This window comes from Actinomycetospora termitidis, assembly GCF_030286555.1.
Classification (GTDB): Bacteria; Actinomycetota; Actinomycetes; order Mycobacteriales; family Pseudonocardiaceae; genus Actinomycetospora; species Actinomycetospora termitidis.
The window spans coordinates 298,454-324,957 of the sequence record NZ_JASVWF010000004.1; the positions used below are offsets into that span (position 1 = coordinate 298,454).

Consider the following 26,504-nt stretch of genomic DNA (forward strand, 5'->3'; position numbering starts at 1 on the left):
GCGGCCGGATCAGGCTCCGCGACGTTCCTTCAGCAGACCGAGACGCTCGTCGAGCAGCTCCTGGAGCTCCGGCTCGGAGCGGCGCTCGAGCAGCATGTCCCAGTGCGTGCGCGGCGGCTTGGTCTTCTTCTGCTCGGGCTCGGTCCCGTCGATGCGCTTGCCCTCCTCGCCGTGGAGGCGGCACTCCCAGGTGACCGGGGCCTCGGCATCGTCGGAGAACGGGACCTCGAAGTCGTGGCCCTTGGGGCAGCGGTACGCGAAGGCGCGGCGGGGGGCGAGGTCGTGGTCGCGGTCGGTCTCGTAGCTGACGGCTCCGAGGCGGCTTCCACGGAGGACGCGGTCGGCCATGAGTGCTGTCCTTTCCCTCGACTGCATGCGTGCGGACCCCTCACCGGGGTGGCACTCCAGGTCCCAACGCCCGGCGACGTGTGTTCGTTCCCGTGACACCGCCCGGACATGTGGTCGTGACCCGTCTCACGTGTCGCCGCGCGACGGTTCCCGACCCCTGGCACACATCGATGTGTTCACGTCCGTGTTACCCGCGGGGCGGGGACGTCACACCGGGCGCGCCTATCCGGCCCACTCTCCGCGGACGGCCAGGACGTCGCGGAGCAGGTCCGGACGGTCGGTCATCAGCCCGTCGACCCCGAGGTCGAGCAGCCGGTGCATCTCCGAGGGCCGGTCGATGGTCCAGACGTGGACCTCGATGCCCATTGCGTGGGCGGCCGCGATCGTCGTCGGGTCGATCACGGGCAGCCCGCCGACGTGGGTCGGGAGCTGGGCGAGGTCCCCGCCGACCGGCACCCGGCGGGCGAGCCGGCTCGGCAGCACCGACCGCGTGCGCAGCGACAGCGCCGCGCGCGCGGAGACGCCGGTGACCACGCGGTCACCGAAGCGCTGCCGGACGGCGCGCAGCCGCCCCTCGTCCGTGCTCGCGACCGCGATCCGCTCGGCGACGTCGTCCCGCTCCAGCAGCTCGAGCATCGGCCGCAGCGACCCGGGCGACTTGATGTCGACGTTGAACCGCAGCTCCGGCAGCGCCTCGAGGACCTCCTCCAGGCGCGGCAGCCGTTCCCGCCCCCGGACCCGCACGTCGGCGAGGTCGGCCCAGTCCATCGCCCGGAGCACCCCGGGGTGGCCGGCGACCCGGCGCAGTGTCGCGTCGTGGTGGACGACGAGCACCCCGTCGCGGGTGGCGTGGACGTCGGTCTCGACGTAGGCGTAGCCCTCGTCCCGCGCACGGGTGAAGGCCGCGACGGTGTTCTCCAGGCCCTCGAGGTCCCCGACGTGCCAGCCCCGGTGGGCGAAGGCGCGGGGTCGGGCGGCGGCGAGGTACGGGTGGGAACGCACGGCCGGCATCACGGGGGTGCAGTGTGCCCGACCGGACCGACGCGTGGGTGTCGGCCGGACGGCCCCCACGTGTCACCCACGGGCACCCCTATGTCCCCCGTCCGCCGGGACACGCCGACGACACGACGTGATCACAGGGCCGACACGATGATCAGCCGTCACCCCGTGGCCACCTTGGGGGGATACGTACACATGGAGTAGTGTCGCCTCGGTCATCACGGATGGCGACCATCGAACTCGGGGGACGCATGGGGCGCTCGCGGCACCGCCGCTCGCAGAGCACCGCCGCGTCCGCCGGGCTGCCGTCCTGGGCGCAGCGCCACCTCGACGAGGCGGGCCACGACGAGCCGGAGGCCCCGACCGCGGTGGTCGGCCGGCGGAGCGCGGCCGCCCGGGGCGGGGCCGGCCAGACCACGCGCGGCTGGGGCGTGGCGATCGTGTCGGTCGCCGCCGCGGTCACCGCCGTGCCGCTCGCCATCTCCTCGGTGGCCGCCGACCGCTCGGACGAGCCGCTGCCGAAGATCAACACGTTCACCGCCGGTGCGCCCGGCCCGCTGCCCGGCTCGGGTGGCGTCGAGTCGGGGATCCGGGATTCCCGGCCCACCGTCATCGAGGGCGACCGGACCGGCTCGGGGCTCCTCCAGGTTCCCGACGGCGGGTCGGCCCCGGGTGCCGTCGCGGTCGCGCCGGCGCCCGTCCTCGTTCCCGCGCCGCGGCCGGCCGCCGTCGTGCGCCCGACGACGGCGGTCGCCCCACCGGCCCGGTCGGCCACCCGTCCGACGACGCCCACGACCACCACCGGCACCACGACGTCCACGAAGCCCTCGGAGACGCCGAAGTCCGGCTCCACCCCGTCGAAGCCGAAGCCGACGACGAGCACCTCGAAGGCTGCTCCGGAGAAGAAGTCGACTCCGAAGCAGCAGGACGGGCTGCTTCCCGCAGTGGGCCGAACGGTGAACTCGGTCGGCGAGGCCGCGGGCGGCGTGGTCGGCGGTCTGCTCTGACGCCTCGACGTCACCTTGTCGCGGTGAATCCCCGCGACAGGACGGCGGGGGGAGCGGCCACTGGTCACCTTGTCGCGGCTTGCCACCGTCCACCCTGCACCTTGTCGCTGTGAATCCTCGCGACAAGGCGACGGGGCAACGCCGATAGACCGCGACAAGGCGTCGGGTTCCAGCTTGTCGCTGTGAATCCCCGCGACAACACGTCCGCCGAGCACACGGCACGGCACCCGCAGCCCCACAACAGCACCTGTCGCGGCTTTCCACCGTCCACGCGGCACCTTGTCGCTGTGAATCCCCGCGACAAGGCGCCGGGGGAGCGCCGGTAACCCGCGACAAGGCGCGCCCACCCCGGACTACGGCAGCTCCACACCCTCCGCGAGCGCGCCCGCGTAGAGATCACCGTGCTCGGCGATGCGCGCGAGGACGTCCGACGGCGAGAACACCAGCGTGTCCGGGTCCTCGCACGCGGCGACCTCCTCCCAGGTCAGTGGGGTCGACACGGTCGGTGCGCCGTGCGCGGCGCGGGCCCGGAGCGAGTACGGCGCCACGGTGGTCTTGGCGACGTTGTTCTGCGACCAGTCGATGAACACCTTCCCGCGCCGGCGGTCCTTCGCCATCACGGCCGTGACCGCGTCCGGGGTCTCGCGGGCCAGCTCCTGGGCGATCGCCCGCGCGTACTCGGAGGTGCGGCCCGGATCCTCCACGACGACCGGCGCGGTCATCTGCATCCCCTTCGACCCGCTCGTCTTGACCACCGGGGCGAGCCCGTCGTCCTGCAGGCGGTCCCGCACCCGCAGCGCCACGGCGCAGCACTCGAGCAGCCCGGTCGACGGGCCGGGGTCGAGGTCGAACACCAGCTCGTCGGGCGGCAGGCGCACGTCCTCCGCGTCCCCGCCGTCGGACCCGTCGGGAACGCGCCACTGCGGCACGTGCAGCTCCAGCACAGCGAGGTTCGCCAGGTAGACCAGCGTCGCCAGCTCCTCCACGACGACGAACTCCGCCGTCGAGGTCCCCTTCGACGAGCCCGGGGTGGGCACGACGACCGTCCGCAACCACGACGGGGCGTTGCGGCCGGCGTTCTTCTCGTAGAACGACTCGGCGTCGATGCCGTCCGGGAAGCGGCGCAGGGTGAGCGGCCGGCCCGCGAGGTGGGGGAGGACCGTGTCGGCGACGCGGGCGTAGTAGTCGATCACCGCGTTCTTCGGAGTACCCGGGTACAGCTCCTTGTCCAGGTTGGACAGCTTCAACGTCCGCCCGCCGACCGACACCCGCGGTGACTGCACGTCCTTGCGCTCGGACGCCTTCGTCGTCCCGTCATCGGTCTTCTTCGTGACGAGCCAGTCCTTCGGGTCGTCGTTGCGCTTCGGCCGGAAGAACACGAACCGCCCGTCGGCCTTCTCCCCGCGCAGGGTGACCGCGACCTCGTCGTCCTGCCACTTCTCGGTCTCGTAGGTCCCGGAGTCCCAGACCGTCATGCTGCCGCCGCCGTACTCGCCGGCGGGGATCTCGCCGTGGAAGTCGAGGTACTCCAACGGGTGGTCCTCGGTGTGCACCGCGAGGCGCGGGGTGCCGGGGGACTCCGGGAGCCCCTTGGGCACCGCCCAGCAGACGAGCACGCCGCCGCGCTCGAGGCGCACGTCGTAGTGCAGCCGTCGGGCGTGGTGCTCCTGGATCACGAACCGGCCGCCCGCATCGGTGTCGGCCGCCCCGACCTCCCCGAACGGTTCCGGCGTCCGCCCCGGGTCCCGTTTGTCCCGGTACGTCCTGAGCTCGCCCACGGCGCCCATCCTCCCTGTGTCCCCGCGGTGAAGGATCCCACTGTCGAGTCCCGTGCCCCGCCCCCGTGACCAGGCATAGTCTCCGGTGCCGTGGCCGAGGCGAGCACTGCGACGGAGATCGGGTCCGCGACGGCACACGAGCGGGCGGTGGCGGCGGCCCGGGAGCGGCTGGCGGCGTTGCCGGCGGACGCACCGGTCCGGCTGCACAAGAAGACCTCCAACCTCTTCCGCTTCCGCGACGGCGCCGGTGGCCTCGAGGTCGACGGCCTCGACCGGGTGCTGCACGTCGACGTCGGGGCCCGCACCGCCGACGTCGGCGGCATGACCACCTACGAGGACCTGGTGGCCGCGACGCTGCCGCACGGGTTGATGCCGCTGGTCGTCCCGCAGCTCAAGACGATCACCCTGGGCGGGGCCGTCGTCGGGCTCGGCATCGAGTCGACCTCGTTCCGCGACGGGCTGCCCCACGAGTCCGTGCTCGCCGCCGACGTCCTCACCGGAGGCGGCGAGATCGTCCACGCCACCGCGGAGAACGAGCACGCGGACCTGCACGCCGGGCTGGCGAACTCCTACGGCACGCTCGGCTACGCGGTCGCGCTGACGATCGAGCTCGCGCCCGTCCGCCCGTTCGTCGCCCTGCGCCACCTGCGCTTCGACGACGCCGCGTCGATGGCCGACGCGTCGGCCCGCATCACGGCCGAGCGCGCCCACGACGGCGAGGCGGTCGACTTCCTCGACGGCACCGTCTTCTCCGCGGACGAGCAGTACCTGACCCTGGGGCGGATGGTCGACGAGGCCCCGTACCTCTCGGACTACACCGGCCAGGGCATCTACTACCGCTCGATCCAGCAGCGGAGCACCGACTTCCTCTCCATCGCCGACTACCTGTGGCGCTGGGACACCGACTGGTTCTGGTGCTCGCGCGCGCTCGGGGTGCAGCACCCGCTGGTGCGCCGCGTGTGGCCCTCCCGGTACCGCCGCAGCGACGTCTACCGCCGCCTCGTCGCGCTGGACCGGCGCTACCGGTTCTCCGAGCGGATCCAGACCCGCGCCACCGGCGCGATCGGCGTCGAGCCGATCATCCAGGACGTCGAGGTGCCGGTGGAGCACCTCGCGGAGTTCCTCGACTTCTTCCACCGCGAGATCGGCATCGCGCCGGTCTGGGTCTGCCCGCTGCAGCTGCGCGGGGAGCGCACCTGGCCGCTCTACCCGCTCGAGCCGCACCGGACCTACGTCAACGTCGGCTTCTGGTCCGACGCGCTGCTGCGGCCCGGGATGGCACGGGACCACCACAACCGGCTCATCGAGCGGAAGCTCATGGAGCTCGACGGCCACAAGTCGCTGTACTCCACGGCGAGCTACACCCGCGAGGAGTTCGACACGCTCTACGGCGGGGAGCAGTACCGCCGGCTCAAGGAGCGCTACGACCCCGCGCGCCGTCTGCCCGATCTCTACACCAAATGCGTCGTGAACTCGTAGGAGGAAGTCATGAAGGGCGCAGCAGTCGCGGAACTCTTCCGTCCGGTGCTCGGAGCCGAGGCCCCCATCACCGTCCGCGGCTACGACGGCAGTGTCTCGGCCCCGGCCCGCGGCGGCTCCGTCGCCACCGTCGACGTCCAGAGCGAGACGGCCCTGGCCTACCTCGCCCAGTCGCCGAACACCCTCGGCCTCGCCCGGGCGTACGTCTCCGGTCACCTCGACGTGGACGGGGACCTCTACACCGCGCTGACCGCGATGAGCGAGCTGACGATCTCGGACGTCGCGCCGCGCACGCTCGCCGAGATGGCGCTGCGCCTCGCGCCGATCCGGCTGCGCCACCGGCGCCTCGGCCCGCCGCCCGAGGAGCACCGCCAGAGCGGCCTGATGCACTCGAAGTCCCGCGACGCCGACGCGATCGCGCACCACTACGACGTCTCGAACCGGTTCTACGAGCTGGTGCTCGGCCCGTCGATGGCCTACACCTGCGCCGCGTACCCCGAGGAGACCTCCTCGCTCGAGGAGGCCCAGTACACCAAGCACGCACTCGTCGCGGACAAGCTCGCACTGAAGCCCGGCATGCGCCTGCTCGACGTCGGGTGCGGCTGGGGTCAGATGTCGATGCACGCCGCGGAGCACCACGGGGTCCAGGCGCTCGGCGTCACGCTCTCCCGCGACCAGGCGCTCTGGGCGCAGAAGGAGGTCGCCCGGCGCGGGCTGTCCGACCTGGTCGAGATCCGCCACGGGGACTACCGCGACGTCGCCGAGACCGAGTTCGACGCCGTGGCCTCCATCGGCCTTACCGAGCACATCGGCCGCGCCCAGCTCAAGCACTACTTCTCGTTCCTGTACTCGAAGCTGCGCGCGGGCGGGCGCCTGCTCAACCACTGCATCACCCGTCCCGACGCCCACCACCGCGCGCACGCCGACCCGTTCATCGACCGGTACGTCTTCCCCGACGGCGAGCTCCTGCCGATCGGGCACCTCGTCTCGCGGATGAACGGGGCCGGGTTCGAGATCCGGCACGAGGAGAACCTGCGCGAGCACTACTCGAAGACCCTCAAGGCCTGGACGGCCAACCTCGAGGCGCACTGGGACGAGTGCGTCGCCGAGGCGGGGGAGGGCCGGTCCCGGGTGTGGAAGCTCTACATGCCCGCGTGCGCGGTCGGGTTCGACCTGAACAACATCCAGCTCCACCAGGTGCTCGGGGTCAAGCTGGACGACCAGGGCCGCTCCGGCTTCCCGCTGCGTCCCGCCTACTGACCCTGCCTACCGGCCCCGGAACCGGCGGGCCGCCTCGGCCATCCGGGCGTCCTCGCCCGAGAGGACGTCCTGCCGCGCACCGCGGTCCGCGACGCCCACCGGACCGTCGTTGGACCGGGTGTCGCTCGCGGCCCACAGCACGTGGGCGTCGGCGGCATCGAGCAGCCGGTCGAGGACGACGTCGCCGGTCCGCGGGGCCGCGTGCCAGTCGATGCCCTGGGGCGGGGTCGGCGGTCGGGGGACCGGGGGCAGGAGTGGTTCGGCCGCCGCCGCGTCGGAGTGGGCCGCGCCCCGGCGCCGCGGCCCCCGCGCGCCGCCCCGCCGGCGCGGCGCCGCCTCGGGCCCGTCGCCGGGGGGCGGCAGCCGGTCGCCGCGCTCGACGATCAGCTGCCGCAGCCGGGTGAGTGCCCGGTGCTGGGCGACGCGCACCGCACCCGCCGTCGACCCGACGGCCTCGGCGGTCTCCTCCGCGGACAGCCCGACGACGACCCGCAGCCGCAGCACCTCGCGCTGCTTCTCCGGCAGTTCCGCGAGCAGGGCGGCCATCTCGACGGAGTCGGAGAGGTTGACCGCGTGCTGTTCCGGGCCGTCGTGGACGTCCTGCTCCTCGGGCAGCTCGTCGACGGGGTCCGAGCGGTCGCGCCCGGCGGAGCGGTGGGCGTCGACGACCTTGTGCTGGGCGATGCCGTAGACGAACGCCAGGAACGGGCGCCCCTGGTCCTGGTAGGTCGGCAGCGCCCGCAGCACCGCGAGGCAGACCTCCTGCGCGACGTCGTCCGGGGAGGCGTTCACGCGGTCGTAGCCGCCGAGCCGGCTGCGGCAGTAGCGCACCACCAGCGGCCGCAGGACGCGCAGCAGGGTGTCCATCGCCCCGCGGTCGCCGGCGAGGGCGGAGGCGACGAGCCGGTCCAGTTCGCGCGGGTCGCTGCCGACCGGGTCGCCGCTCACGACCCGTCCTCCCCGGCGGCCGCGGTCACCGCGCCCCACTGCCGCACGGCGGCGTCCAGCCGCTGTCCGAACTCGTGCAGGGGCAGGCCGAGCTCGGGCGCGGCGTCCGCGGCCGGGACGTCGAGCCAGCGCAGCACCGCGAGGTCGCGCGCGAGCGGGTCGAGGTGCGCGAGGGCGCGCAGCGGTCGGGCCGCGGGAACGGCGAGGAGGCGCCACGGGTCGGGGTGTCGCCACGACGGGTCGAGCGAGCGCGCCGCGAGCATCGCGCGGGGCGGGGGAGGCGCGGCGGGGCGGGGGCGGTGCGTCCCGGGCGTCGCGTGCCCGCCGACGCTGCGCGCGGTCCGGACGAGCAGCAGCGTCAGCTCGAGCGCCCGGACGTCCTCGCCGGCGGTCGAGAGCTGGGGCCAGCGCTCGTGCAGGGCGGCCCGGGTCAGGAGGAAGACGTCGTGGGCGCCGGCCCCGTAGGCGTGCCCGAGGATCGCGGCCCGCGGCTGGAGGAGCGCGTCGTGGCGCACCAGGAAGGGTCCGAGCTCGAGCGCGTCGCGGTCGCCGCGGGACGCCGGCCCGGGCGTCATGCCGCCCACCGGCGCGCCCCGGACGCCGACCCCTCGTCCCGCTGCTCTGCTCGCGTGCCCACCCGTGCCCCGAACCCCCTCGAATGATCACCAGGCGACCGGCCGTTGGCTCGACCGTCGCCGTGTCGATCACTCCACGTGGCGAGGCGGGCCCCGATCGGTGATCCCGGACCGGCCTCGACTCCACGCCGTCGTGTGATGACACCGTGACCCACCGACGCGTCCGCGCGGAAGGAGCCGTCGGTCGACGGCGCCTCGCGTCGCCTCAGTGGCAGGTCGATCCGGTCGACGCTCGACGAGAGGCGCCGCCACCGGTCGTCCTGCGGCGACGAACGGCACCACTGGTCGACCGGGAGGCGACGATCGCAGCCCGAACAGACTTGTTATTTGACCTTTTCAGAGCAGTAGAAGCAGGGCCGAATGGCCCTATGTCTCGGCGTGTCGGTGGTCTGCGTGCCGAGCCGTGCCGGTCGACCTCCCGGATCTGCGCATCGGACCGTCGGGAGGGCATGATCCACCCCGTCCGAACGGGTGAGGACACTCGAACAGGAGGCGGTGCGACATGACCCCGGCACGACGCCGGCCTGCGGGCCCCGTCGCCGTGCTGCTCGCGGTGGGTGGCGTCCTGCTGGTCGCGGCGGTCGTCCTCGGCGTCCTCGACGCCCGCGCCTCGGCACGCACCGCCGACCGGCAGGATGCGATGGCTGCGGCCCGCGCCCACCTGGCCGACCTCGGCGCCGCCGGGACCGACCCCGCGGCGCGGGACCGCGCGCTCGGCGGTGCCACCGGGACCTGGCGGGACCGGGTCGCCGCCACGCCCGCAGGGCGTCCCACGACGACGGTGGTGCGCTCGGCCGGCCTGGAGTCCCTCGAGGGCGACGACGCCCGCGTCCTCGCCGTCGGCCTCGTCGCGGGTGGCACCGTGCCCCGCCCGTTCCGCGCCGCGGTCGCCCTGGTCCGGGCCGATGACCGATGGCTCGTGGCCGATGTGAGCGAGGTCGCGTGAGGCGCCCCCGCCTCGTCGTCGGGGTCCTCGGCGGCGTCGTGCTCGCCCTCGCCGTCGTCGTCGGCCTGCTGGTCCGCGGGGTGGCCACCGACGCCCGCACGTCCGACGCCGTCGACGCCGCCACCCACGCCGCGACCGCACTGACGCCGGTGCTGCTGACCTACGACTGGCGCACGCTCGACGAGGACGCCGCACGCATCGACGACGCCACGACCGGCCCGTTCGCCGAGCAGAACCGGGCCATCGTCGCGAGCCTGGTGGTCCCGGCCGCGACCGAGACGCGCAGCAGCTCGTCGGCCGCCGTCGCCCGGGTCGCGGTGACGGCGTCGGCACCCGACCGCGTCGAGACCCTCGTCCTGTACACCCAGACGACGACCCGGGAGGGCGCCGCGCCGACCACGGAGCCCCGCAGCGCGCGGTTGACGCTCGAGCCGGACGCCGACGACCGCTGGCTCGTCAGCGGGTTCGACGTCCTGTAGAGGATCACTCCCGGCCGGAGGAGATCCAGTCGTCGGCGGAGAACGAGAAGTTGCGCCCGCCCCGGACCAGGTCGGCGGCGGTGTCGAGCCGGGCCTTCTGGGCGTCGGAGAGCGTCAGGGACACCGCGCCGGCGTTCTCGACGACCCGCTGCGCCGACCGCGTGCCGGGGATCGGCACCGTCGGCACACCGAAGGCGGCGCCCTGGGCGTACACCCACGCCAGGGCGACCTGCGCGGCCGTGGCGTCCAGCTCCCCGGCGACCTCCCGGACGACCTCGACGACCCCCTGGTTGGCGTCGAAGTGCTCGGAGAACCGCGGCGAGCGGCTGAGCGCGGTCTGCGCGATCCGCTCCGCGGTGATCGTCCCGGTGAGGAAGCCGCGCCCGAGCGGGCTGTAGGGCACCAGCCCGACGCCGAGCTCGGCCGCCCTCGGGACGACGTTCGCCTCGATGTCGCGCGACCAGATGCTCCACTCGCTCTGCACGGCGGCAATCGGATGCACCGTGGTGGCCTCGGTCAGCTCGGTCGCCGTGACCTCGGAGAGCCCCAGGTGCCGGACCTTGCCCTCGGCCACCAGCTCGGCCATCGCGGCGACCGTCTCGGCGATCGGCAGGTCGAGCTGGCGGCGGTGCATGTAGTACAGGTCGATGGTGTCGACGCCGAGCCGGCGCAGCGAGTTCTCGCAGGCCTGGCGGACGTAGTCACGGTCGCCCCGGGTGATGCCGTCGGCGGCACTGCCGGCGATGCCGAACTTGGTGGCGAGCTGGACCTCGTCGCGGCGATCGGCCAGCACGCGGGCGATCAGTTCCTCGTTGGTGCCGGCCGGGCCGCTGGTGCCCTCGCGGGGGGTGCCGTAGACGTCGGCGGTGTCGATGAAGGTGACTCCCGCGTCGAGTGCGGCGTGCAGCGTGCGCACGCCCTCGTCGGGGTCGGTGGTGCCGTACACGTCGGACAGCGCCATGCCACCGAAACCGAGCGCGCTGACCTCGAGTCCGTCGCCGAGCGGGATGATCGGAAGGCTCATGGCGACCACGCTAGGAGTTCGAGCGCGCTCGAACGCAACTCAGTCGGTGAGTCGCTCCAGCAGGTGCCACAGGCGGGCGCGGTCCTCGCGGTCCAGCACGCCGAACACCTCGCCCTGGACCTCGTTCACGACGACGGCGAGCTCGGCGAACGCCGCGACGCCGGCGGGGGAGAGGGCCACGAGGACGCGGCGGGCGTGCTCCGGGTCCGGACGACGGGTCACGAGACCCTTGCCCTCGAGCGTCCGGACGGTGGCGGTGACGTCGCTGCGGTCCAGGGACGCGGCGCGCCCGAGGTCGGCCTGGGTGCGGTGCTCGACGCCCGCGAGGGTCGTGAGGACGCGGTACTCGAACGCGCTGGACCCGGCGTCGGACAGGCGGCCGGCGAGGACGGCGTGCGCGTGCGTGGCGGCGCGGGCGAGGAGCGAGGTCTCCAGGTCGGACCAGGACGTCGGCACGGGACCTCCCGCAGTGTTGGCAACGCCAACACTATCGACCCGTGTTGGCGGCGCCAACACCGGACCCGACGGCGCAGGCCGCCGAGAGGCACACCAGGCACGTCAGCGTCCACCGGACGGTGCCTCATGTGCCTCTCGGTGCGGTGGGACCACCGGCGATCCGCGGGCGTCGCCGCCGAGTGAGTGCGACACCTGACACGCCTCGAACGCCCAGGAGCTGCCTGACGTCGCTCTCGACCCCGATCGCCCGACGTCCCGCGCGATCCGATAATCGACATTATGTCAGATAGAACGGAACCGGCGGGCCCCGGTGGGACCGCCGATCCCCTACAGCTCGGCGCGACGGCTGGCGATCGTCGTCGCGACGTCGCGAATCTTGACGTTCAGGTCCTGCGAGGCCCGGCGCAGGATGTCGAAGGCCTCGTCCGCGTCGACGCCGCGGCGCTCCATGAGGATGCCCTTGGCCTGGCCGATCACGTCGCGGGACCGCAGCGCCTCGGTGAGCTGGGCGGTCTCCAGACGGCTGGCGGCCACGTCCCGGGCGGCCTGCAGCGCCACCGAGCCGTGCGCCGCGAGCAGGAGCAGCACGTCCTGGTCGACGTCGGCGAGGTGCTCGGCGGAGCGGAAGTAGAAGTTCAGCGCCCCGAGGCGGGGCGGGTCGCCCTCCGGGAACATGCCGGCGGCGATCACGGCGTGCATCCCGAGCCGCGCGACCCGCGGGCCGAAACGGGGGTACCGGGGATCGTGCGCGAGGTCCCGCGAGGACGTCATCCCGGAGCTCGACGACCCGGTCGCCTCGATGCACGGCCCCTCGCCGGTCTCGTACTGGATGTGGTCGGCCTCCGTGGCCGTCGGGTCGGTCTCCACCGGCGTCCGGTAGCGGCCGTCCGACTCCCGCAGGGTCACCGAGACCATGGCGGCGTTCGGGACGAGCTCGTGCGCCCGCCGGACGACCCTCTCCAGGACGCCCACGACACCGGCGTCGGCGGGCACGGAGAACAGGTCGCGGGCGAGGGCGAAGAACTGGTCCTGGAGGGGGCCGGGCGCCTGGTCGGAGGCCGCGTCGATCCGGCCGTCGACCCGCCCGTCCACGACACCGTCCACGACACCGGCTCCTCCCCCGGCCTCTCGCACGAACCGCTGCCGGGCCGCCTGCCACTCCTGCTCGGTCGCCATGCCTGCATCCCTACCCGGATGGACGGTGTCGCGCACGGCACCGTCTCCGCATTTCGGTGTGTGTCGCTCGGAGCGGTCGGGTACGTAGGCGGTGCACCGCGTCGGACGCCCGGGCGAACGGTCGGTGCAGGTCCTGTCGGTGCAGACGTGGCAGCCGCCAGGACCGCCCCACGGGGTCCATGACCATCAGGACGGACGGGACGGCGCGGCCCCGTCCTGATCGGTGACGTACCAGCGCGCGATGTCCACGAGCTTGACGTTCATGTCCTGCGAGGCCTCGACCAGGCGACCGAACGCCGTCGTGGCGTCGATCCCGTAGCGGCTCATCAGGATGCCCTTGGCCTGCCCGATCACGTCGCGGCTGATCACGGCGTCCCGGAGCTGCACGATCCGCCGGCCGCCCTCCACGACGAGCGCCGCCTGCTGCGCGAGCATCATCACGCTGTCCCGGTCCCGCTCGGCGAAGGTCGGGATGCCCGGCTGGTGCACCGAGATCACTCCCGCGGCCGTTCCCCCGACCTCGATCGGGACCGCCAGCACCGCGCAGAAGCCGGCCCGTTCCAGGGCCGCCGCCCAGGCGTCGCCGGTGCCGTCGGTCAACCCGTCGTGGTCCGCGGGACGCAGATCGCGCGCCGCGCGGGTGGCGGGCCCGGTCCGCGTCCTGGTCTCGAGCGCCACGAGCTCCTCGACGGTCGGCGTGCTCCCGGCGTGGATCGAGTGCGCGCGGTCGACGTGCAGCGTCACGGCGATCCCGTGCTCGGGCAGCAGCGAGGTGGCGGCGTGGACGATGCCGGCGGCGATCTGGTCGATGGTGGAGGGCTCGTCGTGGATGATCGCGAGCAGCTCGCGGGAGAGACGCGCGGACGAGTCGAGAAGATCCCTCGAATTCACCTGGTTTCCTCAGCAGGGACGACACGACGACGTGCCTGCCTCGCGTCTGAACCAGGGAGGACGACCTTAACCGGTGGGTGCGGCGGCGTGCTCGACCGACCCGGGCGTGGTGCCGTACGTCATGGGCGGCAGCGCCGCGCGAGCCCGACCGCGTCCCGCGGGGCGTACCCCGCGGCGTCGTTGTCGAAGAACACCCAGACGTCCCGGGCCGTCCGCGACGCCGGGTCGTCGGGCGCGATCGTGTGCGGTGAGGCGGCCGTCTCTCCCGCGGCCCACGCCCGGACCCGCGTCGCCCAGCCGTCCAGCGCGGTGTCGGAGTAGTCGCTGCGGTAGAGCTCCGCGTCACCGTGCAGCCGGGCGTAGACCGGGTCGGCGGTGACGTCGTCGAACATCGGGAACTCCCCCGCGCCGTCGGAGACCACCAGCGAGACGTCCTGGTCGCGGAGCAGCCGGACGAGCTCCGGGTCCCGGAAGCTCGCGTGCCGCACCTCGAGGGCGTGGCGCAGCGGGCGGTCCTCGTCGGTGACGGTCCACGGGTCGGGCACGCGGTCGGCGTAGGGGGCGGCGGCCGCCGCGGCCTGCCCCGTTGTGCGGGGCAGGAGGGCGAGGAACTCCCCCACCCGCTCGGCGTCCCACCCGAGGTTCGGCGGGAGCTGCCACAGAATCGGCCCGAGCTTCGACCCGAGGGCCAACGGACCGGACGCGAGGAACCGCCCGAGCGCCTCCTCGACGCCGCGGAGCTTCTTCATGTGCGTGATGTAGCGGCTGCCCTTCACGGCGAACCGGAAGTCCTCCCCCGTCGCCGCCGCCCACGTGCGGAACGACGAGGCCCGCTGCAGCGAGTAGAACGTCCCGTTGACCTCGGCGGCGTCAAGCTGCCCGGCGAGGTACTCCAGCCGCCGCCGCTTGGCGAGGCCGTCGGGGTAGAAGGAGCCCTGCCAGTGCTCGTAGGTCCATCCCGACGTGCCGATGCGGACCCTTCCGGCGTTCACGGGTGCCGGGTTCCCGCACTACCGTCGGGAGATGTGGGTGTGATCGTCTCGGTCAACGTCGGGGTGGAGCGGCCGATCCTGGCCAAGACCGGGCGGTCCGGGATCGACAAGCGGCCCGTGGACGGGCCGGTGGCCGTCGGCGTGCCCGGCACCGGCGACAGCGGCCTGGCCGGCGACACGATCAGCGACGTCGAGCACCACGGCGGGCCCGACCAGGCGGTGTACGCCTACGCCCGCGAGGACCTCGACGCGTGGGGACCGACGCTCGGGCCGCTGCACGACGGCGTGTTCGGCGAGAACCTCACGACCCGCGGACTCGACGTCACCGGGGCACGGATCGGCGAGCGCTGGCGGATCGGGGACGGGGTGGTCCTGCAGGTGACGGTCCCCCGCATCCCCTGCCGGACGTTCGCCGCGTGGCTGGACCGGAACGGGTGGGTCAAGGAGTTCACGGCCGCAGCCGTGCCGGGCGCCTACCTGCGGGTCGTGGAGCCCGGCGAGGTCCGGGCGGGCGATCCGGTCGCCGTCGAGCGGCCGGACCACGACGTCACCGTGGGACTCGCGTTCCGCGCCGTCATGACGACTCCGGAGCTCCTCCCCGACCTGGTCCCCGCGCTGGACGCGCTCCCCGACGACGTGGCCGAGCGGGTCCTGCGCCGGGTCCGGTGACCGGGTCAGCGCGGCTGGAGGCCCACCAACAGCTCGGCCGGGGTGACGACGACGGGGAACGGCCGGTCCACCGTCAGCGGCTCCTCCCCGGTGGCCTCACCAGCCGGCCGGTAGGTCCCGTCGTCGAGCTCCAGCACCTCGATCCGGCCCGGGCCCGTCGGGTCCAGCAGCCAGTAGGAGGGGACCCCGAGGCGCTCGTAGTGCGCTCGCTTGGTGTTGCGGTCGTACAGCCGGGTGCTCCGGGACGCGACCTCCGCCGCCAGCAGCGGGGCGACGGGGAGGTTCGCGAGGGTCAGGTCGGCGTACCGCGCGACGAGAACGTCGGGCTCGACCTCGTCGTGCAGGCTCGTCCGCACCCCGAACGGTGCAGCGAGGACCCGCAACGCCGACGGGCACGCGGCGTGGAGCAGACGGTAGAGCGTGAGCGCCATCTCCTGGTGGGCCCAGCCCGGGGACGGGCTCACGAAGAGCATCCCGTCGATGAGCTCACGACGACGCCCGTCGTCCGGCATCGCGTCGAGGTCGTCGACCGTGTAGGCCTCGCTCCCGACCAGCTCGGTCATACCGGTCATGCTGCTCCTCCCGGCTCGGACGCACCAGAGCAGCATGACCGGCCCTGGTCGCCGGCGAGGGCCGTTCGGGACTACTCCCCCGGCTTGTGGATGTCGACCGTGACGTTCATGCCGGGGATGAGGTCGGCCCCCTGCATGTCGGTGATGCCCACGCGGACCGGGATGACCTGGGTGACCTTCTGGAAGTTCCCACCCGAGTTCGACTGCGGGAACGGGGAGAACACCGCGGCCGCGCCGCCCTGGATCTGGTCGACGTAGCCGTGGAAGGTCCGCCCCGGGTAGGCGTCGACGGTGAAGTCGACGGGACGGCCGACCTGCACCTCGTCGATGTCGGTCTCGTCGACGCGGGCGGTGACGTAGACGTCGGCCGGGTCGTAGGCGATGGCGAGCTGGGAGCCGGCCGTGAGGTACGCGCCCTCGGCGGTGTTCGTCGTGGCCACGGTGGCGTCGGCCGGGGCGCGGATCGGGAGCTGCGGCTGGACGTAGGCGCCCTGCAGCTCGACGCGGCCGAGGACCTGGTCCTTGTGCAGCACCGTGCCCACGGAGACGTTCCAACCGGTCAGCGTCCCGCTCGACGGCGCGACGATCGGGATCTGCGTCCCGTCGACCTGCGCGTTGTCCGTGGAGACGAACCTGCTGGCGTTGAGGAAGTAGGAGACGGCGAAGGCGGCCGCGGCCAGCACCGCCAGGACGATGATCACCACGAGCGCGATCTTCGTCGACCGCTTGAGCGGCCGGCGGCCCTTCGGCTGCTCCTCGGACCCCGACGCCGGCGTCGCGGTGTCGTCGGTGACGTCCCCGGTGTCGGTCCCCTGCGGCGTGCTCACGACGACCCTCCCCCGATGACGACCTGCTGGCCCTCGGAGAGCCCGCCGAGGATTTCGGTGCGGTCGGCGCCCGCGAGGCCGGTGGTCACCGGCGTCGGGGTCTGGCGACCGTCGGGCGTCAGCACGGTCGCGACCGTCCGGCTCCCCTCACGCCGCAGTGCCGAGTTCGGCACCGACAGCTTGTCCGACCGGGCCGTGACGACGGTGGCGCGCGCGGACTGCCCGTCGCGGACGCGCGGGTCGGTGTCGGTGAGCGCCATCGTCACGTAGTACTCGATGCTGCCGCCGATCGCCGTGCCGGACGGCGCGACGGACAGGACGGTGCCGGCGAACGTGCGCTCGGGGATCGCGTCGAGCGAGACCACCGTCTGCTGGGCCGGGGCGATCTTCGCGGCGTCGACCTCCTGGAACGGGGCCACGACCTGGAACTCTGCCACGTTCTGCAGCACCAGGAACTGCGTGCCGCCCGGCCGAGTGGGCGAGGCGGCCGCACCGGCGGCGCCGGCCCCGGCCGCCCCGGCGGCCTGCGCGGCGCCCGGGATCGTGGCGTCCGACCCGGGAGCCAGCGCCGAGGTACCGGTGCTCGGCGAGAGGTACTCGCCCTCGGCGCCGTTTAGGGCGGAGACGGTGCCCGCCGCCGGTGCGCGCAGCGTCGTGTTCGCGACGTTGCGCCGCGCGATCTCGACCTGGGTCCGGGCGTTGTCGACGGCGGCCGCGGCCGCGTCGAGGCTGCCGGGGCGGGTGGCGCTCGCCGAGTCCAGTCCGTTCTGCGCGCTGACCTGGCCCTGCCGGGCGCTCGTCACCTGCAGGTTGCCGGCCGCGGCGTCGACGTCGCGCTTCTGCTGGGCCTGCCCGACGGCCTGTCGCGCCTGCTGCAGACCCTGCTGGGCGGACTGCACGGCGTACTGCGCGGCGGGGATGGACTGACAGGCGGCCGCGTTCTGCACCGTCACGTAACCGCCCGGTTGGCAGCCGGTCTGCGCCGCCGTCAGCTGCGCCGTTGCCTGCGTGACCCCCGCCTCCGCCTGCGGCACGGCCGCCTTGGCGGCGGCGATCGCCTGGTCGTCGGCCTTCAGCGTCGCGTCGACCTGGCGCTTCGTCGCCGACACCACCGACGCCGCGGCGTTCACGGAGTTCTGCGCACCACCGACGGAGGTGCTGGCCTTGGCCTGGTCGTACTGCGCCTCCTGGCCCGCGAGGCCGGCCTGGGCCTGCTTGAGCGCCTGGCGCGCCTGGAAGTCGTCGATCGTCGCGAGGACCTCGCCGGGCTCCACGCGGTCGCCCACCTTGACCCGCACGGACGTGAGCTGACCCGCCGTCGCGAACCCGAGGTTGGTCGCGCCGAGCGCGGAGATCGAACCGCTCGAGTCGACCCCCGAGCTCACCGAGGCCCGCTCGACCCGCACGGTCTGGGGTGGGGCGTCCTCTCCGGAGCCGCCGCACGCGGCCAGGGAGAGAGCTGCTGCCACCGCGGTCAGGGCGAGCGCCGTCCGTCGGTTCACGTCACCGACAACGGAGGAGATCGACATGGGATACGACTACCAGTTGGAGAGTCACCTCACGGGCGACTCACCGATAGCCGCGCCGGACGACGCGCTCCAGGATGCCGAGCGTCCCCTTGAGCGCCTGCTCGGAGATGACCGGGAAGATGCCCCGCTCGCGCCACTCCGGGCGGATGTCCGACCAGTCGTAGTACGAGGTGGCGAGCGTCCCGCCGTCGTCCTGTGGGTCGAGGCGGTAGCCGTAGACGTGGCCGATGGGCGGGCGGATCGTGCCCTCGATGGTCCAGGCGATCTCCCGGTCGGGCTCGAAGGTCGCGATCACCACGGTCACGTCGTAGCGCCCGAGCGGGACGTCGCCGAGTGCCTCGCGGTCCATGTGCACCACGAAGGTGTCACCGGCCGCGGTCACCCGCTCCCCCGTCGCGTCCATGAGCATCCCGGAGCTGTCGATCGCGACGTGCCCGATCGGGTCGGTCAGCACGGCGAACACCTCCGCCGGGATGGCGGGGATCGGGCGGGAGACCTCGATGCGGTCGGTCATCCACCGATCATGCGCCAGGCGTCCAGCGCGTTCGCGTCGAGCTCGCCCCGTGTCCCGGTGGCGTCGGCCAGCCCGACGCACCGATCCCCCAGGAACACCCCGAGCCCGTACGTCACCGTCTCCCGGGTCGAGCTCCGCTCCGCTGCGTCTCCCGTCCCGGCATCGACCCCGAGGACCGCCACGCCGATCTCGTACTCGGCCGGGTAGCCCACCTCGGCGACGTACTGCACCCGGAACGACGACGGCGCGAGCTCCGGGGACGGCCCGCCCCAGCCCGGCGTCAGGAGCTCGTCGTGCAGGGCGGCGACGCCGTCGGCGTACCAGGACACCAGCGCGACGTTGTTGACGTGGCGGTTGGTGTCGATGTCCCCGACGCGCGCCCGCAACGACACCGCGAACGGGTACGACGACCGGTCGCGGCGCTCCGGTCCCGGACGGTACGACGGCGAGGCGTCCGGCTCGTCGAGCACGAGGCCGGCGAGGTCGGAGCGCAGGGCGTCGGGCAGGTGGGCGGGGCCGGCCTCGGTCGCGAACACCGTGACCGTGTCGCCGAGCGCGACGCAGCGGTCGTCGCAGAACACGCCGTAGCCGTAGGTGAACGAGGACCCGCCGACGCGGCGGACGCCGAGGCCGATGCGGTACTTGCCGTCGAACGGCATGGCGTCCAGCCGTTCGACGCCCTGGCCGGCGAGCAGCACTCGGAAGGCGCCGAACTCGCCGTCCTCGACGAGCCGCCGGAACGCCGGCAGCTCGACCCCGACGCGGGCGTCCTCGAACCAGCGCGTCAGGCCGATCGCGGAGATGCGCCCGTCGGGGCCGAGGTCGGAGTAGCGCGGGGACACGTCCCGCAGCACCGGGTAGGCGGCGGGGTGCGTGAGTGCGGCGGGGACCGGACCGGGCATGCCGTCATGGTGGCCGGGTGGGGCGCCGACGCGCCGCCGGGTCCGACGCGCGTCACACGGGCCCTGCTCACACCTCGGCGTACTCCCCGTGCCGTCGCCACCAGACGTACGGCTCGGACTGCGGCCGGCCCGCCGGGGTGTCCTCCCACGTCTCCTGGCGCCCGTAGGGCACGAGGTCGAGGAACGACCACGTGCTGCCGAGCGCCTCGACCCCGCGGCCGGTGGTGGAGTAGGTCCGCAGCACGCGGTCGCCCTCCCGGAGGAACACGTCGAGCTGGAAGCTCCCCAGCCCCGTGGCCCGGGCGAGCCCGGCGTCGCGGTCGGCGTACCAGGGGATGTGCCGCCAGCCCATCCGGGCCCGGAACGCCTCGATCTCGTCGATCGGGGCGCGCGAGGTCAGGGCGAAGGTCACGCCGCGGGCGTTCAGGTGGTCGAGGTGGGCCACGTGGTCGGCGACCATGCAGCAGCCCGCGCACGGATCGTCGTCCCCGGGGCCGAGCATGTGCTGGTAGACGATCAGCTGGGGCCGGCCCTCGAACAGGTCGGTCAGCGTGCGCCGCGCTCCCCCGATGGCGGTGAACTCCAGCGCGGGGTCCACCTCCACGGCGGGGAGCCGACGGCGGGCGGCGGCCAACGCGTCCCGCGCTCGCATCTCGGCCTTCTCGCGCTCCCGGAACGCCGCCACGGCGGCGTCGAACTCCTCGGCGGTCACGGTATCCATACCGACTGATCCTAAAAACGAACTGCCAATGCGTCAACCCGACGGGAGGCGCCCAGGGCAGCCTCACCTGCCTGGAAGCACCCCGGGAAAGCTGCTTCACTGCCCCGTCGTGTCCGACGACAGCTCCGCCCTCCCCACCCACGCCGACGAGCCGCACGTCGAGCAGAACGAGAACCGCCTCAACCGCCTGCGGGCCGGCGTGCTGGGCGCGAACGACGGCATCGTGTCGGTCGCGGGCATCGTCGTCGGCGTCGCCGGGGCGACGATCGAGAGCGGCCCGATCCTGACGGCGGGGGTGGCCGGCCTCGTGGCCGGCGCGGTGTCGATGGCGCTCGGCGAGTACGTGTCGGTGTCCAGCCAGCGCGACGCCGAGAAGTCCATGCTGGCCAAGGAGCGCCGCGAGCTCGCCGAGGACCCGCAGGACGAGCTCGAGGAACTGGCCGCGATCTACGAGGCGAAGGGGCTGTCGGAGGAGACCGCGATGCAGGTCGCGCGCGAGCTCACCGAGCACGACGCGTTCGCCGCCCACGTCGAGGCCGAGCTGCGGATCGACCCGGAGGACCTGACCAGCCCGACGCAGGCCGCGCTCACCTCCGCGGTCGCGTTCACGCTCGGGGGCCTGCTCCCCCTGCTCGCGATCCTGCTGCCGCCGACGTCGTGGCGGGTGCCGGTGTGCGTCGTCGTCGTGCTGATCGCGCTCGGGGTCGCCGGGTACGTGTCCGCCAACCTGGGCGGGGCGTCGACCCGCAAGGCGGTGCTGCGGGTGATCGTCGGGGGCGGGCTCGGACTCGCCGTCACCTACGGCATCGGCATGGCGCTGGGGACCGCGGTCGGCTGAGTCAGCACCCGTCGCGTGTGCTCGTCGGCCGGGACGAACGACTCGATGGACAGCTCGTCGAGCGTGACGTCGAACGCCGCCCCGAAGTGCGTGATCGTCGAGTAGAACCGCAGCTCGCCGTGCTCCGGGTGCCCGAGGTGCAGCGGCAGCATGAGCTGCGCGGCCCGGTCGAGGACCGGCCCCGACCTCCTATCGGCGTGCTCGTCTGCATTGTCGCGAGCTACCCAGGGCCGGACCTCGTCGCGCAGTGCGACCAGGCGGGGGTCGCCGGTGAGGTCCACGAGCCGGTCGAGCCGGTGGAGCAGGTGCGCCGACCACTGCGCGCGGTTGCGGACGTCGAGGACGTCGGGGTGCAGCGCGAGCCGGTAGATGTTGATCGGCGGGGCGAGCCAGGCGTCGTCGACCCCGGCCAGCAGAAGAGCCACCGCCCGGTTCGTGAGCACCACGTCGCCCCGACGGTCGACCACGACCGCCGGGTACGGCTCGTGCCCGGCGAGGAGGTGCTCGAGCGCGTCCCGGACCCCGGAGAGGTCGTCGAGCGCGGACTCGCCGTAGCTCGGGGCGTACCCGGCCGCGAGCAGCAGGACGTTGCGTTCCCGCAGCGGGACGTCCAGGCGCGTGGCGAGGTCGAGCAGCAGCGCCCGGCTCGCCTGCGCCTTCCCCGTCTCGACGAAGCTGAGGTGGCGGGTGGAGACGTTCGCCTCCAGCGCGAGGTCCATCTGGCTCCGACGACGGCGGGTGCGCCAACCCTTGAGCATCGCCCCGGCGGTGGTCATGGCCCAGGACGCTAGGGCCCACCGGGAACGGGGACCATGACCTCGGAGGTCATCGACCCGCGCACCGGTCCGCGGCGACCGTTCTCCCCATGACCAACACGATGACTGCCACCCGTTCCCAGGCCCCGCTGCGGCGGGTCCTCCTGCTCGACGCCGCGGCCTCCGGCGCGCTCGGCGTGCTCGGCGCCGCCGGGTCCTCCGCCCTCGACGACCTCCTCGGCCTGCCGGCCGCCCTCCTGCTCGGCGTCGGGGTGTTCCTCGTCGTCTACGCCCTCGGCCTGGTCGTCCTGTCCCGGCTCGCGACGGTCCCCCGGGGCCTGACCTGGGTGGTGGTGCTGGGCGACGGCGCCTGGGTGCTCGCGAGCGTGGCCCTCGTCGTCGGGATCTGGTCCGACCTGACCGTGCTCGGGGCCGTGGTCGTCCTGGCCCAGGCGGCCGCCGTCGCGGTGTTCGCCGAGCTGCAGTACACCCACCGCTGACCGCGGTGCACCCACACGGAAGGGTGCACCGTCGTGGAGAGCGTGGACATGGCCGTCGAGATCGCCGCCGACCCGGGACGGGTCCGCGCCGAGCTGCCCCGGGCCGTCGCGGTGTGGCTGCGCCACACCGCGGTCGAGTCCCGGGCCGGGGGCGAGATCGCCGTGGTCACCGGGGACGCGCCGGTCTCCGTGGTCTCGTCCGACGACGAGGCGCTGGTCACCGCGGTCGACGACGACGGGAGCGCCGTCACGACGACCTGGACGGTCGATGGCCGGCCCGACCGCACCACCGTCGTCACCGCCCGGTCGTCCGGCGCCGCCGACCCACGGGCGTTCACCGAGCGCATGACGACGGTGCTGGTCGCGCTGGCGGCGCACCTGGAGCACTTCCCCGACCCGCCCGGCACGGAGCTGCACGCCTGGGGCCCCTCGCGGGGACGGTCCGCCGCCTCGACCCAGGAGCAGGCCCACGCCCGGTTCCTCGGCCAGGTCGGGATGGTGGCGCCGCGGCAGCCGTTCACCACGTTCCGCGGCGTCCCCACGATGGCGGGCACGTGCCTGGAGCGTCGCGGCGGGCAGCACCACAGCGGCGCGACGCTGCTCCTGGACGAGCCGCTGCCCGGCGTCGTGGTGCTCTCGACCTCGGGGACGCCACCGGTGCACGAGATCCACGCCCTGCTCTTCGGCGACGACGCCGTGGCCGAGCGCCTGCAGGCCCAGTGGGCGGCGTGGCTCGCCTCGGCGTGAGCGTCACCCTCACGCGGGGCGGGGTCGCGTCCCGGGGAGACCGAAGCGCACCGACACCCCCGGCGAGAAGTGCACGAGGTCCGGCGTGCGCCCGGCGAGCTGCGGGAAGCCCGCGGCCGCGACCAGCTCGTCGTCGAACGCCGTGAGCTCCGCGGTGCGCAACGGCCAGGGCCCGTGGACGTTCGGCACGTACAGCGGCACCCCGAGGTGCCGTTCGTGCAGGCCCCACCGCGCGGTGAGGAACGTCGTCAGCTCGTCGGCGACCGGCTCGCCCGGACGCACCCGCACCACGCTGCGGTGACCGCCGACGCGGGTCGCGCACCGGTAGGTCGCCTCGCCGTCGGCGAACCGGAAGGACATCCGCGCCCACCGGTAGGGCAACCCGAACGCCGCCTGCGCGCCGGCCACGACCGCGAGCCGGTCCGCGTCGAGCGAGCGGAAGACGATCCCCCGGCGTCCCCGCTCGTCGACCGAGTAGAGCCGCACGTTGGTCTCCAGGAACGTGCCGAACCACGGCACGGCGGGTCCGCGGGAGAGCCCGGCCCCGACCATGCGGAACGGGATGAGGCCGACGTAGGTGGCCCCGCCGATCACGTCCGGCGAGATCCCGGGCGGCAGGAACGGCGCGACCGCGTCGGGCTCGACCGCCCAGTGCAGGAACGCGGCGTCGCGCCAGGACTGGGTCATCATCGTCGGGCCGGCGAACGGCGGGGCGAGAGCGGTGACGGGCTCGACGGGGGTCACAGGACGGGGAGTGCCCACCGACGCGTCCGGGAACATCACGTCCGTGGCCGACACCGCGAGCAGGTCCGGGTCCTCCTTCTCCGCGCCGGGTTTCTTCGACCGGTCGGACTCCCGCGACGACGCCGTCTTCTACCGCCCGCCCCGCCTCGTGCAGCACATCGACGACGCCGCCGTCGCCGCGGTGAGCGCCTACTACGACGAGGTGGGCGTGGACGGCGACGTCCTGGACCTCATGTCGTCGTGGGTCTCCCACCTCTCCACCCCGCCCCGGCACCTGACCCTGCTCGGGATGAACGCCGCGGAGCTGGCCGCGAACACCTGGGCCCACGAGCGCGTGGTGCACGACCTCAACGCCGACCCCCGCCTGCCGTTCGCCGACGCCTCGTTCGACACCGTCGTCAGCACCGTCTCGGTGGACTACCTCACGGCGCCGGTGGCGGTCTTCGCCGACGTCGCGCGGGTCCTGCGCCCGGGCGGCCGGTTCGCGGTCACCTTCTCCAACCGCTGCTTCCCGACGAAGGCCGTGCGCGGCTGGCTCGCGACCGACGACGCCGGCCACGTGCAGATCGTCTCCGACTACTTCCGCGCGTCCGGGGCGTTCGAGGAGCCCGTGGCGCAGGAGCGGCCCTCGGCGGGCGACCCGGTGTACGCCGTGTGCGCTGCGCGCAGGTGAGCAGGAATGGTCGCCATAGCGACCACAGGTGCTCACGAGTACGAAGGACACATGGCACTCACGCGCTTCGGCGGCCCGCTGTCGAGGAACCTCCCGGGGACCCGCACCTTCACCGTGGAGGGGCCGGCGCACTCGCTGCTGCTCCAGCCGTTCCGCCGCCGGGTCCGGGCGGTCGTCGACGACGTGACCGTGCTCGACACGGTCGCCGGGTCGCTGCTGTTCGAGACGGGCCTCGGGCCGCAGCTCTACCTGCCCGAGGGTGACCTGCGCGCCGACCTGCTCTCCCCCAGCGACACCGTCACGCACTGCCCGTTCAAGGGCGACGCCTCCTACCGGAACCTCACGGTCGGCGACCGCACGATCCCGGACGCGGTGTGGGCCTACCCCGACCCCAAGCCGGACGCGTCGTGGCTCGCGGGCCTCGTCGCGCTGCCGATGGGCGCCGCCGACCGCTGGTTCGACGAGGACGTCGAGGTCCTCGGCCACCTGCCCGACCCGTACCACCGCGTCGACCTGCGCCCGACGAGCCGCCGGGTCACCGTCACCGCCCCCGACGGCACCGTCGTCGCGTCCACGACCGGCGCGGTCCTGCTCGACGAGACCGGCCTCGACGTCCGCTTCTACCTGCGCCCCGACGACGTGCGTTCGGAGCTGACCCGGACGGACACGACCACCGTGTGCCCCTACAAGGGCGTCTCCACCTACTGGACCGTACAGACCGGCGACACGACCGTCGTCGACGGCGCGTGGTCCTACCAGTCACCCCTCGACGAGTCCCGGGGCATCGCGGGACGGGTCTGCTTCTCCGACGAGTTCACCGTGACCGTCGGGTAGCGTCAGCCCTCGTCGGCGAGGAGGAACTCGCGCAGGGCCTGCGCCTGACCCGCGCGGCGGGCGGTCTCGGTGATCAGGTGGAGCAGGATCCAGCGCAGCTCGATGTGGCCGCGGCGGTCGTCGCGCACGGCGTCGTCCAGCGACTCGGCGCCGGCGAGCGCGTCGCGGCCCTTCTCGCAGGTCTCCTGATAGGCCCCGACGATGGCCTCGGGCTCGTCGAGCTCGGAGAACCGGAAGACGGCGTCGGAGTCGTCGACGTAGCTGAACGAGTACGCCGCCCGGCCGCCGCGCTGGCCCCAGCGCTCGACCAGCCACGTGCGTTCGAGGTCGGTCAGCAGCCGCACGATCCCGACCAGGGAGGCGCCGGACTCGGGGACCCGACGACGCAGGGCCGCGTGCGGGAGGCCGTCCATCGCGAGGACGGCCTGGGCGCGGAAGTAGTCCAGCCAGCCCTCGAGCGCCTCGCGCTCGTCGGCCACCTGGGGCGGCTGGAGGCGGCGCACCGGCGCGCGGAAGACGGCGTCGTCCCCGGCGTGCTGGGGGTCGTCGATGCTCAACTGTCGTCCCGCCGTCGGGCGTGCCGGGCCACGGCTGCACCGGGGCCACGTCGGCCGGGCGCCGTGCACCGGAGGTGCGTGCCGGAACTGATCGCGGCGGCCCAGCATGCCGGGCCGCGCCGCGCGGGACAAGACGGCCCCCGGGTGAGAGGCCGTCCCCCTACTGCGCCGGCACCGTCGCGAGCGCCTCGAGCGCGGGCAGGGCCGCGGCGAGCGCCTCGCGCTGCTCGGCGGGCAACCGGTCCAGGCGCTCCGCGAGGATCGCGGTCCGCTCGGTGCGCAGCCGCTCGATCATGGCGCGGCCGTCGGCCGAGAGCTCGACGAGCGCGGACCGCGCGTCCTGCGGGTCCGGCGTGCGCACGAGCAGACCGGCGTCGTCGAGCGCGGCGAGGACCCGGCTCATCGTGGGCGGCGTGACCGCCTCGCGCCGGGCGAGCTCGGAGAGCCGCAGGGGCTCGTGCTCCTCCAGTGTCACCAGGACCGAGGTCTGCAGCGGGGGCAGGACGGCGGCGGCGTCGACCCGGATGCGCCGGTTCAGCCGACCGACGGCCAGCCGCAGCCGGGCCGGGAGCATCGGGTCGTGGGGATCGGTCACCTCCCCCACGCCCATCGGGGAGGACGCGAGGTCGGACGAGGTCGTTGGCATACCTCACTATCCCATCAACAACGCGGGCTGCCCACCACCGGGAGCCTATTTCATGCCG

General features: G+C 73.7%; 30 protein-coding genes and 1 pseudogene. 11 read left to right on the top strand and 20 right to left on the bottom strand.

The window, feature by feature from the left end; all coding sequences use genetic code 11:
- Window positions 1-9: 9 nt before the first annotated feature.
- The gene (locus QRT03_RS19630) at window positions 10-348 is read right to left on the bottom strand and encodes an RNA polymerase-binding protein RbpA (protein ID WP_286054707.1); all 339 of its coding nucleotides are present in this window, start codon (window positions 346-348) and stop codon (window positions 10-12) included.
- A gap of 222 nt (window positions 349-570) precedes the next feature.
- The gene (locus QRT03_RS19635) at window positions 571-1,359 is read right to left on the bottom strand and encodes a glycerophosphodiester phosphodiesterase family protein (RefSeq protein ID WP_286054708.1); all 789 of its coding nucleotides are present in this window, start codon (window positions 1,357-1,359) and stop codon (window positions 571-573) included.
- A gap of 212 nt (window positions 1,360-1,571) precedes the next feature.
- Here QRT03_RS19635 and QRT03_RS19640 point away from each other — a divergent pair, with 212 nt between their 5' ends.
- On the top strand, window positions 1,572-2,354 hold the full coding sequence (locus QRT03_RS19640; RefSeq protein ID WP_286054709.1) for a hypothetical protein: 783 nt from the start codon (window positions 1,572-1,574) through the stop codon (window positions 2,352-2,354).
- Window positions 2,355-2,707: 353 nt separating this feature from the next.
- On the opposite strand, the gene ligD is transcribed toward QRT03_RS19640, so the two are convergent.
- On the bottom strand, window positions 2,708-4,132 hold the full coding sequence (gene ligD / locus QRT03_RS19645; protein WP_345783267.1) for a non-homologous end-joining DNA ligase: 1,425 nt from the start codon (window positions 4,130-4,132) through the stop codon (window positions 2,708-2,710).
- 90 nt (window positions 4,133-4,222) lie between these two features.
- Between ligD and QRT03_RS19655 the strand changes: the two genes are divergently transcribed.
- Both QRT03_RS19655 and QRT03_RS19660 read left to right on the top strand, forming a co-directional pair.
- Window positions 4,223-5,611, top strand: coding sequence for an FAD-binding oxidoreductase (locus QRT03_RS19655; protein WP_286054710.1), 1,389 nt, complete (start codon window positions 4,223-4,225; stop codon window positions 5,609-5,611).
- Window positions 5,612-5,620: 9 nt separating this feature from the next.
- Window positions 5,621-6,871 carry an SAM-dependent methyltransferase gene (locus QRT03_RS19660; RefSeq protein ID WP_286054711.1) on the top strand — a complete coding sequence of 417 codons (1,251 nt, stop codon included), beginning with the start codon at window positions 5,621-5,623 and terminating at the stop codon, window positions 6,869-6,871.
- Between the two features lie 381 nt (window positions 6,872-7,252).
- Here QRT03_RS19660 and QRT03_RS19665 read toward each other — a convergent pair.
- Window positions 7,253-7,819, bottom strand: a pseudogene (locus QRT03_RS19665) (sigma-70 family RNA polymerase sigma factor); the annotation flags it as partial.
- On the bottom strand, window positions 7,816-8,394 hold the full coding sequence (locus QRT03_RS19670; RefSeq protein ID WP_286054712.1) for a hypothetical protein: 579 nt from the start codon (window positions 8,392-8,394) through the stop codon (window positions 7,816-7,818). The pseudogene QRT03_RS19665 and the gene QRT03_RS19670, both read right to left, overlap by 4 nt.
- A gap of 562 nt (window positions 8,395-8,956) precedes the next feature.
- Here QRT03_RS19670 and QRT03_RS19675 point away from each other — a divergent pair.
- Both QRT03_RS19675 and QRT03_RS19680 read left to right on the top strand, forming a co-directional pair.
- Window positions 8,957-9,400, top strand: a complete 444-nt coding sequence (locus QRT03_RS19675; RefSeq protein WP_286054713.1) for a hypothetical protein — start codon at window positions 8,957-8,959, stop codon at window positions 9,398-9,400.
- Complete coding sequence (locus QRT03_RS19680) at window positions 9,397-9,879, top strand: hypothetical protein (protein ID WP_286054715.1); 483 nt, start codon at window positions 9,397-9,399, stop codon at window positions 9,877-9,879. The genes QRT03_RS19675 and QRT03_RS19680 overlap by 4 nt, the downstream gene beginning before the upstream one ends.
- 4 nt (window positions 9,880-9,883) lie before the next feature.
- Here QRT03_RS19680 and QRT03_RS19685 read toward each other — a convergent pair whose 3' ends face one another.
- From QRT03_RS19685 to QRT03_RS19705, 5 genes are all read right to left on the bottom strand, one after another.
- Window positions 9,884-10,903: an aldo/keto reductase gene (locus QRT03_RS19685; RefSeq protein WP_286054716.1), complete on the bottom strand. Its 1,020-nt coding sequence runs from the start codon at window positions 10,901-10,903 to the stop codon at window positions 9,884-9,886.
- 39 nt (window positions 10,904-10,942) lie between these two features.
- Entirely contained in the window at window positions 10,943-11,359 is a 417-nt protein-coding gene (locus tag QRT03_RS19690) for a MarR family winged helix-turn-helix transcriptional regulator (protein ID WP_286054717.1), read from the bottom strand.
- Window positions 11,360-11,686: 327 nt separating this feature from the next.
- Window positions 11,687-12,535 (bottom strand): GAF and ANTAR domain-containing protein, encoded by an 849-nt coding sequence (locus tag QRT03_RS19695; protein WP_286054718.1) that lies wholly within the window; start codon window positions 12,533-12,535, stop codon window positions 11,687-11,689.
- Window positions 12,536-12,721: 186 nt separating this feature from the next.
- Window positions 12,722-13,426 (bottom strand): GAF and ANTAR domain-containing protein, encoded by a 705-nt coding sequence (locus tag QRT03_RS19700; RefSeq protein WP_286054719.1) that lies wholly within the window; start codon window positions 13,424-13,426, stop codon window positions 12,722-12,724.
- A 119-nt stretch (window positions 13,427-13,545) separates the two neighbouring features.
- Window positions 13,546-14,418, bottom strand: coding sequence for a DUF72 domain-containing protein (locus QRT03_RS19705; protein ID WP_286054720.1), 873 nt, complete (start codon window positions 14,416-14,418; stop codon window positions 13,546-13,548).
- 33 nt (window positions 14,419-14,451) lie between these two features.
- Between QRT03_RS19705 and QRT03_RS19710 the strand changes: the two genes are divergently transcribed.
- Complete coding sequence (locus tag QRT03_RS19710) at window positions 14,452-15,087, top strand: MOSC domain-containing protein (protein ID WP_286054721.1); 636 nt, start codon at window positions 14,452-14,454, stop codon at window positions 15,085-15,087.
- Window positions 15,088-15,092: 5 nt separating this feature from the next.
- Here the strand turns inward: QRT03_RS19710 and QRT03_RS19715 are convergent, their stop codons facing one another.
- The 6 genes from QRT03_RS19715 to QRT03_RS19740 all read right to left on the bottom strand — a co-directional run bounded on the left by QRT03_RS19715 (window position 15,093) and on the right by QRT03_RS19740 (window position 20,152).
- Window positions 15,093-15,650 (bottom strand): Uma2 family endonuclease, encoded by a 558-nt coding sequence (locus tag QRT03_RS19715; protein ID WP_345783268.1) that lies wholly within the window; start codon window positions 15,648-15,650, stop codon window positions 15,093-15,095.
- 80 nt (window positions 15,651-15,730) lie between these two features.
- Complete coding sequence (locus QRT03_RS19720; RefSeq protein ID WP_286054724.1) at window positions 15,731-16,486, bottom strand: efflux RND transporter periplasmic adaptor subunit; 756 nt, start codon at window positions 16,484-16,486, stop codon at window positions 15,731-15,733.
- The gene (locus QRT03_RS19725) at window positions 16,483-17,988 is read right to left on the bottom strand and encodes a biotin/lipoyl-binding protein (protein WP_286054726.1); all 1,506 of its coding nucleotides are present in this window, start codon (window positions 17,986-17,988) and stop codon (window positions 16,483-16,485) included. The genes QRT03_RS19720 and QRT03_RS19725 overlap by 4 nt, the downstream gene beginning before the upstream one ends.
- Window positions 17,989-18,055: 67 nt before the next feature.
- Window positions 18,056-18,529, bottom strand: coding sequence for an SRPBCC family protein (locus QRT03_RS19730; protein WP_286054727.1), 474 nt, complete (start codon window positions 18,527-18,529; stop codon window positions 18,056-18,058).
- Window positions 18,526-19,431, bottom strand: coding sequence for an acyl-ACP thioesterase domain-containing protein (locus tag QRT03_RS19735; protein ID WP_286054728.1), 906 nt, complete (start codon window positions 19,429-19,431; stop codon window positions 18,526-18,528). Before QRT03_RS19735 ends, QRT03_RS19730 begins: the two co-directional genes overlap by 4 nt.
- Before the next feature lie 67 nt (window positions 19,432-19,498).
- Entirely contained in the window at window positions 19,499-20,152 is a 654-nt protein-coding gene (locus QRT03_RS19740) for a DUF899 family protein (RefSeq protein ID WP_286054729.1), read from the bottom strand.
- Between the two features lie 109 nt (window positions 20,153-20,261).
- Here QRT03_RS19740 and QRT03_RS19745 point away from each other — a divergent pair, with 109 nt between their 5' ends.
- The gene (locus QRT03_RS19745) at window positions 20,262-20,990 is read left to right on the top strand and encodes a VIT1/CCC1 transporter family protein (RefSeq protein WP_286054730.1); all 729 of its coding nucleotides are present in this window, start codon (window positions 20,262-20,264) and stop codon (window positions 20,988-20,990) included.
- Here the strand turns inward: QRT03_RS19745 and QRT03_RS19750 are convergent.
- A complete protein-coding gene (locus tag QRT03_RS19750; RefSeq protein ID WP_286054731.1) occupies window positions 20,951-21,766 on the bottom strand; it encodes a helix-turn-helix domain-containing protein in 816 nt (271 codons plus the stop codon). The two genes, QRT03_RS19745 and QRT03_RS19750, sit on opposite strands and share 40 nt — an antisense overlap.
- An 89-nt stretch (window positions 21,767-21,855) precedes the next feature.
- Here QRT03_RS19750 and QRT03_RS19755 point away from each other — a divergent pair, with 89 nt between their 5' ends.
- A complete protein-coding gene (locus QRT03_RS19755; RefSeq protein WP_286054732.1) occupies window positions 21,856-22,245 on the top strand; it encodes a hypothetical protein in 390 nt (129 codons plus the stop codon).
- Window positions 22,246-22,278: 33 nt separating this feature from the next.
- Complete coding sequence (locus QRT03_RS19760) at window positions 22,279-22,992, top strand: SRPBCC family protein (RefSeq protein WP_286054733.1); 714 nt, start codon at window positions 22,279-22,281, stop codon at window positions 22,990-22,992.
- Between the two features lie 9 nt (window positions 22,993-23,001).
- On the opposite strand, the gene QRT03_RS19765 is transcribed toward QRT03_RS19760, so the two are convergent.
- Window positions 23,002-23,736: a YqjF family protein gene (locus QRT03_RS19765; protein ID WP_286054734.1), complete on the bottom strand. Its 735-nt coding sequence runs from the start codon at window positions 23,734-23,736 to the stop codon at window positions 23,002-23,004.
- 10 nt (window positions 23,737-23,746) lie between these two features.
- Here QRT03_RS19765 and QRT03_RS19770 point away from each other — a divergent pair, with 10 nt between their 5' ends.
- Window positions 23,747-24,409, top strand: a complete 663-nt coding sequence (locus tag QRT03_RS19770) for a class I SAM-dependent methyltransferase (protein ID WP_286054735.1) — start codon at window positions 23,747-23,749, stop codon at window positions 24,407-24,409.
- 51 nt (window positions 24,410-24,460) lie between these two features.
- Window positions 24,461-25,243 carry a DUF427 domain-containing protein gene (locus QRT03_RS19775; protein WP_286054736.1) on the top strand — a complete coding sequence of 261 codons (783 nt, stop codon included), beginning with the start codon at window positions 24,461-24,463 and terminating at the stop codon, window positions 25,241-25,243.
- 2 nt (window positions 25,244-25,245) lie between these two features.
- Here QRT03_RS19775 and QRT03_RS19780 read toward each other — a convergent pair whose 3' ends face one another.
- Together QRT03_RS19780 and QRT03_RS19785 are read right to left on the bottom strand one after the other, a co-directional pair.
- A complete protein-coding gene (locus tag QRT03_RS19780; RefSeq protein ID WP_286054737.1) occupies window positions 25,246-25,800 on the bottom strand; it encodes a mycothiol transferase in 555 nt (184 codons plus the stop codon).
- Window positions 25,801-25,960: 160 nt separating this feature from the next.
- Window positions 25,961-26,446: a MarR family winged helix-turn-helix transcriptional regulator gene (locus tag QRT03_RS19785; protein WP_286054739.1), complete on the bottom strand. Its 486-nt coding sequence runs from the start codon at window positions 26,444-26,446 to the stop codon at window positions 25,961-25,963.
- Window positions 26,447-26,504: the final 58 nt, after the last annotated feature.

What these genes read in the sequence shown, in the direction of transcription:
- QRT03_RS19630 (WP_286054707.1), bottom strand. Translation starts at nt 348, where the DNA reads ATGGCCGACCGCGTCCTCCGTGGAAGCCGCCTCGGAGCCGTCAGCTAC.
- QRT03_RS19635 (WP_286054708.1), bottom strand. Translation starts at nt 1,359, where the DNA reads ATGCCGGCCGTGCGTTCCCACCCGTACCTCGCCGCCGCCCGACCCCGC.
- QRT03_RS19640 (WP_286054709.1), top strand. Translation starts at nt 1,572, where the DNA reads ATGGCGACCATCGAACTCGGGGGACGCATGGGGCGCTCGCGGCACCGC.
- QRT03_RS19660 (WP_286054711.1), top strand. Translation starts at nt 5,621, where the DNA reads ATGAAGGGCGCAGCAGTCGCGGAACTCTTCCGTCCGGTGCTCGGAGCC.
- QRT03_RS19670 (WP_286054712.1), bottom strand. Translation starts at nt 8,394, where the DNA reads ATGACGCCCGGGCCGGCGTCCCGCGGCGACCGCGACGCGCTCGAGCTC.
- QRT03_RS19675 (WP_286054713.1), top strand. Translation starts at nt 8,957, where the DNA reads ATGACCCCGGCACGACGCCGGCCTGCGGGCCCCGTCGCCGTGCTGCTC.
- QRT03_RS19685 (WP_286054716.1), bottom strand. Translation starts at nt 10,903, where the DNA reads ATGAGCCTTCCGATCATCCCGCTCGGCGACGGACTCGAGGTCAGCGCG.
- QRT03_RS19695 (WP_286054718.1), bottom strand. Translation starts at nt 12,535, where the DNA reads ATGGCGACCGAGCAGGAGTGGCAGGCGGCCCGGCAGCGGTTCGTGCGA.
- QRT03_RS19715 (WP_345783268.1), bottom strand. Translation starts at nt 15,650, where the DNA reads ATGACCGAGCTGGTCGGGAGCGAGGCCTACACGGTCGACGACCTCGAC.
- QRT03_RS19730 (WP_286054727.1), bottom strand. Translation starts at nt 18,529, where the DNA reads ATGACCGACCGCATCGAGGTCTCCCGCCCGATCCCCGCCATCCCGGCG.
- QRT03_RS19735 (WP_286054728.1), bottom strand. Translation starts at nt 19,431, where the DNA reads ATGCCCGGTCCGGTCCCCGCCGCACTCACGCACCCCGCCGCCTACCCG.
- QRT03_RS19740 (WP_286054729.1), bottom strand. Translation starts at nt 20,152, where the DNA reads ATGGATACCGTGACCGCCGAGGAGTTCGACGCCGCCGTGGCGGCGTTC.
- QRT03_RS19750 (WP_286054731.1), bottom strand. Translation starts at nt 21,766, where the DNA reads ATGACCACCGCCGGGGCGATGCTCAAGGGTTGGCGCACCCGCCGTCGT.
- QRT03_RS19755 (WP_286054732.1), top strand. Translation starts at nt 21,856, where the DNA reads ATGACCAACACGATGACTGCCACCCGTTCCCAGGCCCCGCTGCGGCGG.
- QRT03_RS19775 (WP_286054736.1), top strand. Translation starts at nt 24,461, where the DNA reads ATGGCACTCACGCGCTTCGGCGGCCCGCTGTCGAGGAACCTCCCGGGG.
- QRT03_RS19785 (WP_286054739.1), bottom strand. Translation starts at nt 26,446, where the DNA reads ATGCCAACGACCTCGTCCGACCTCGCGTCCTCCCCGATGGGCGTGGGG.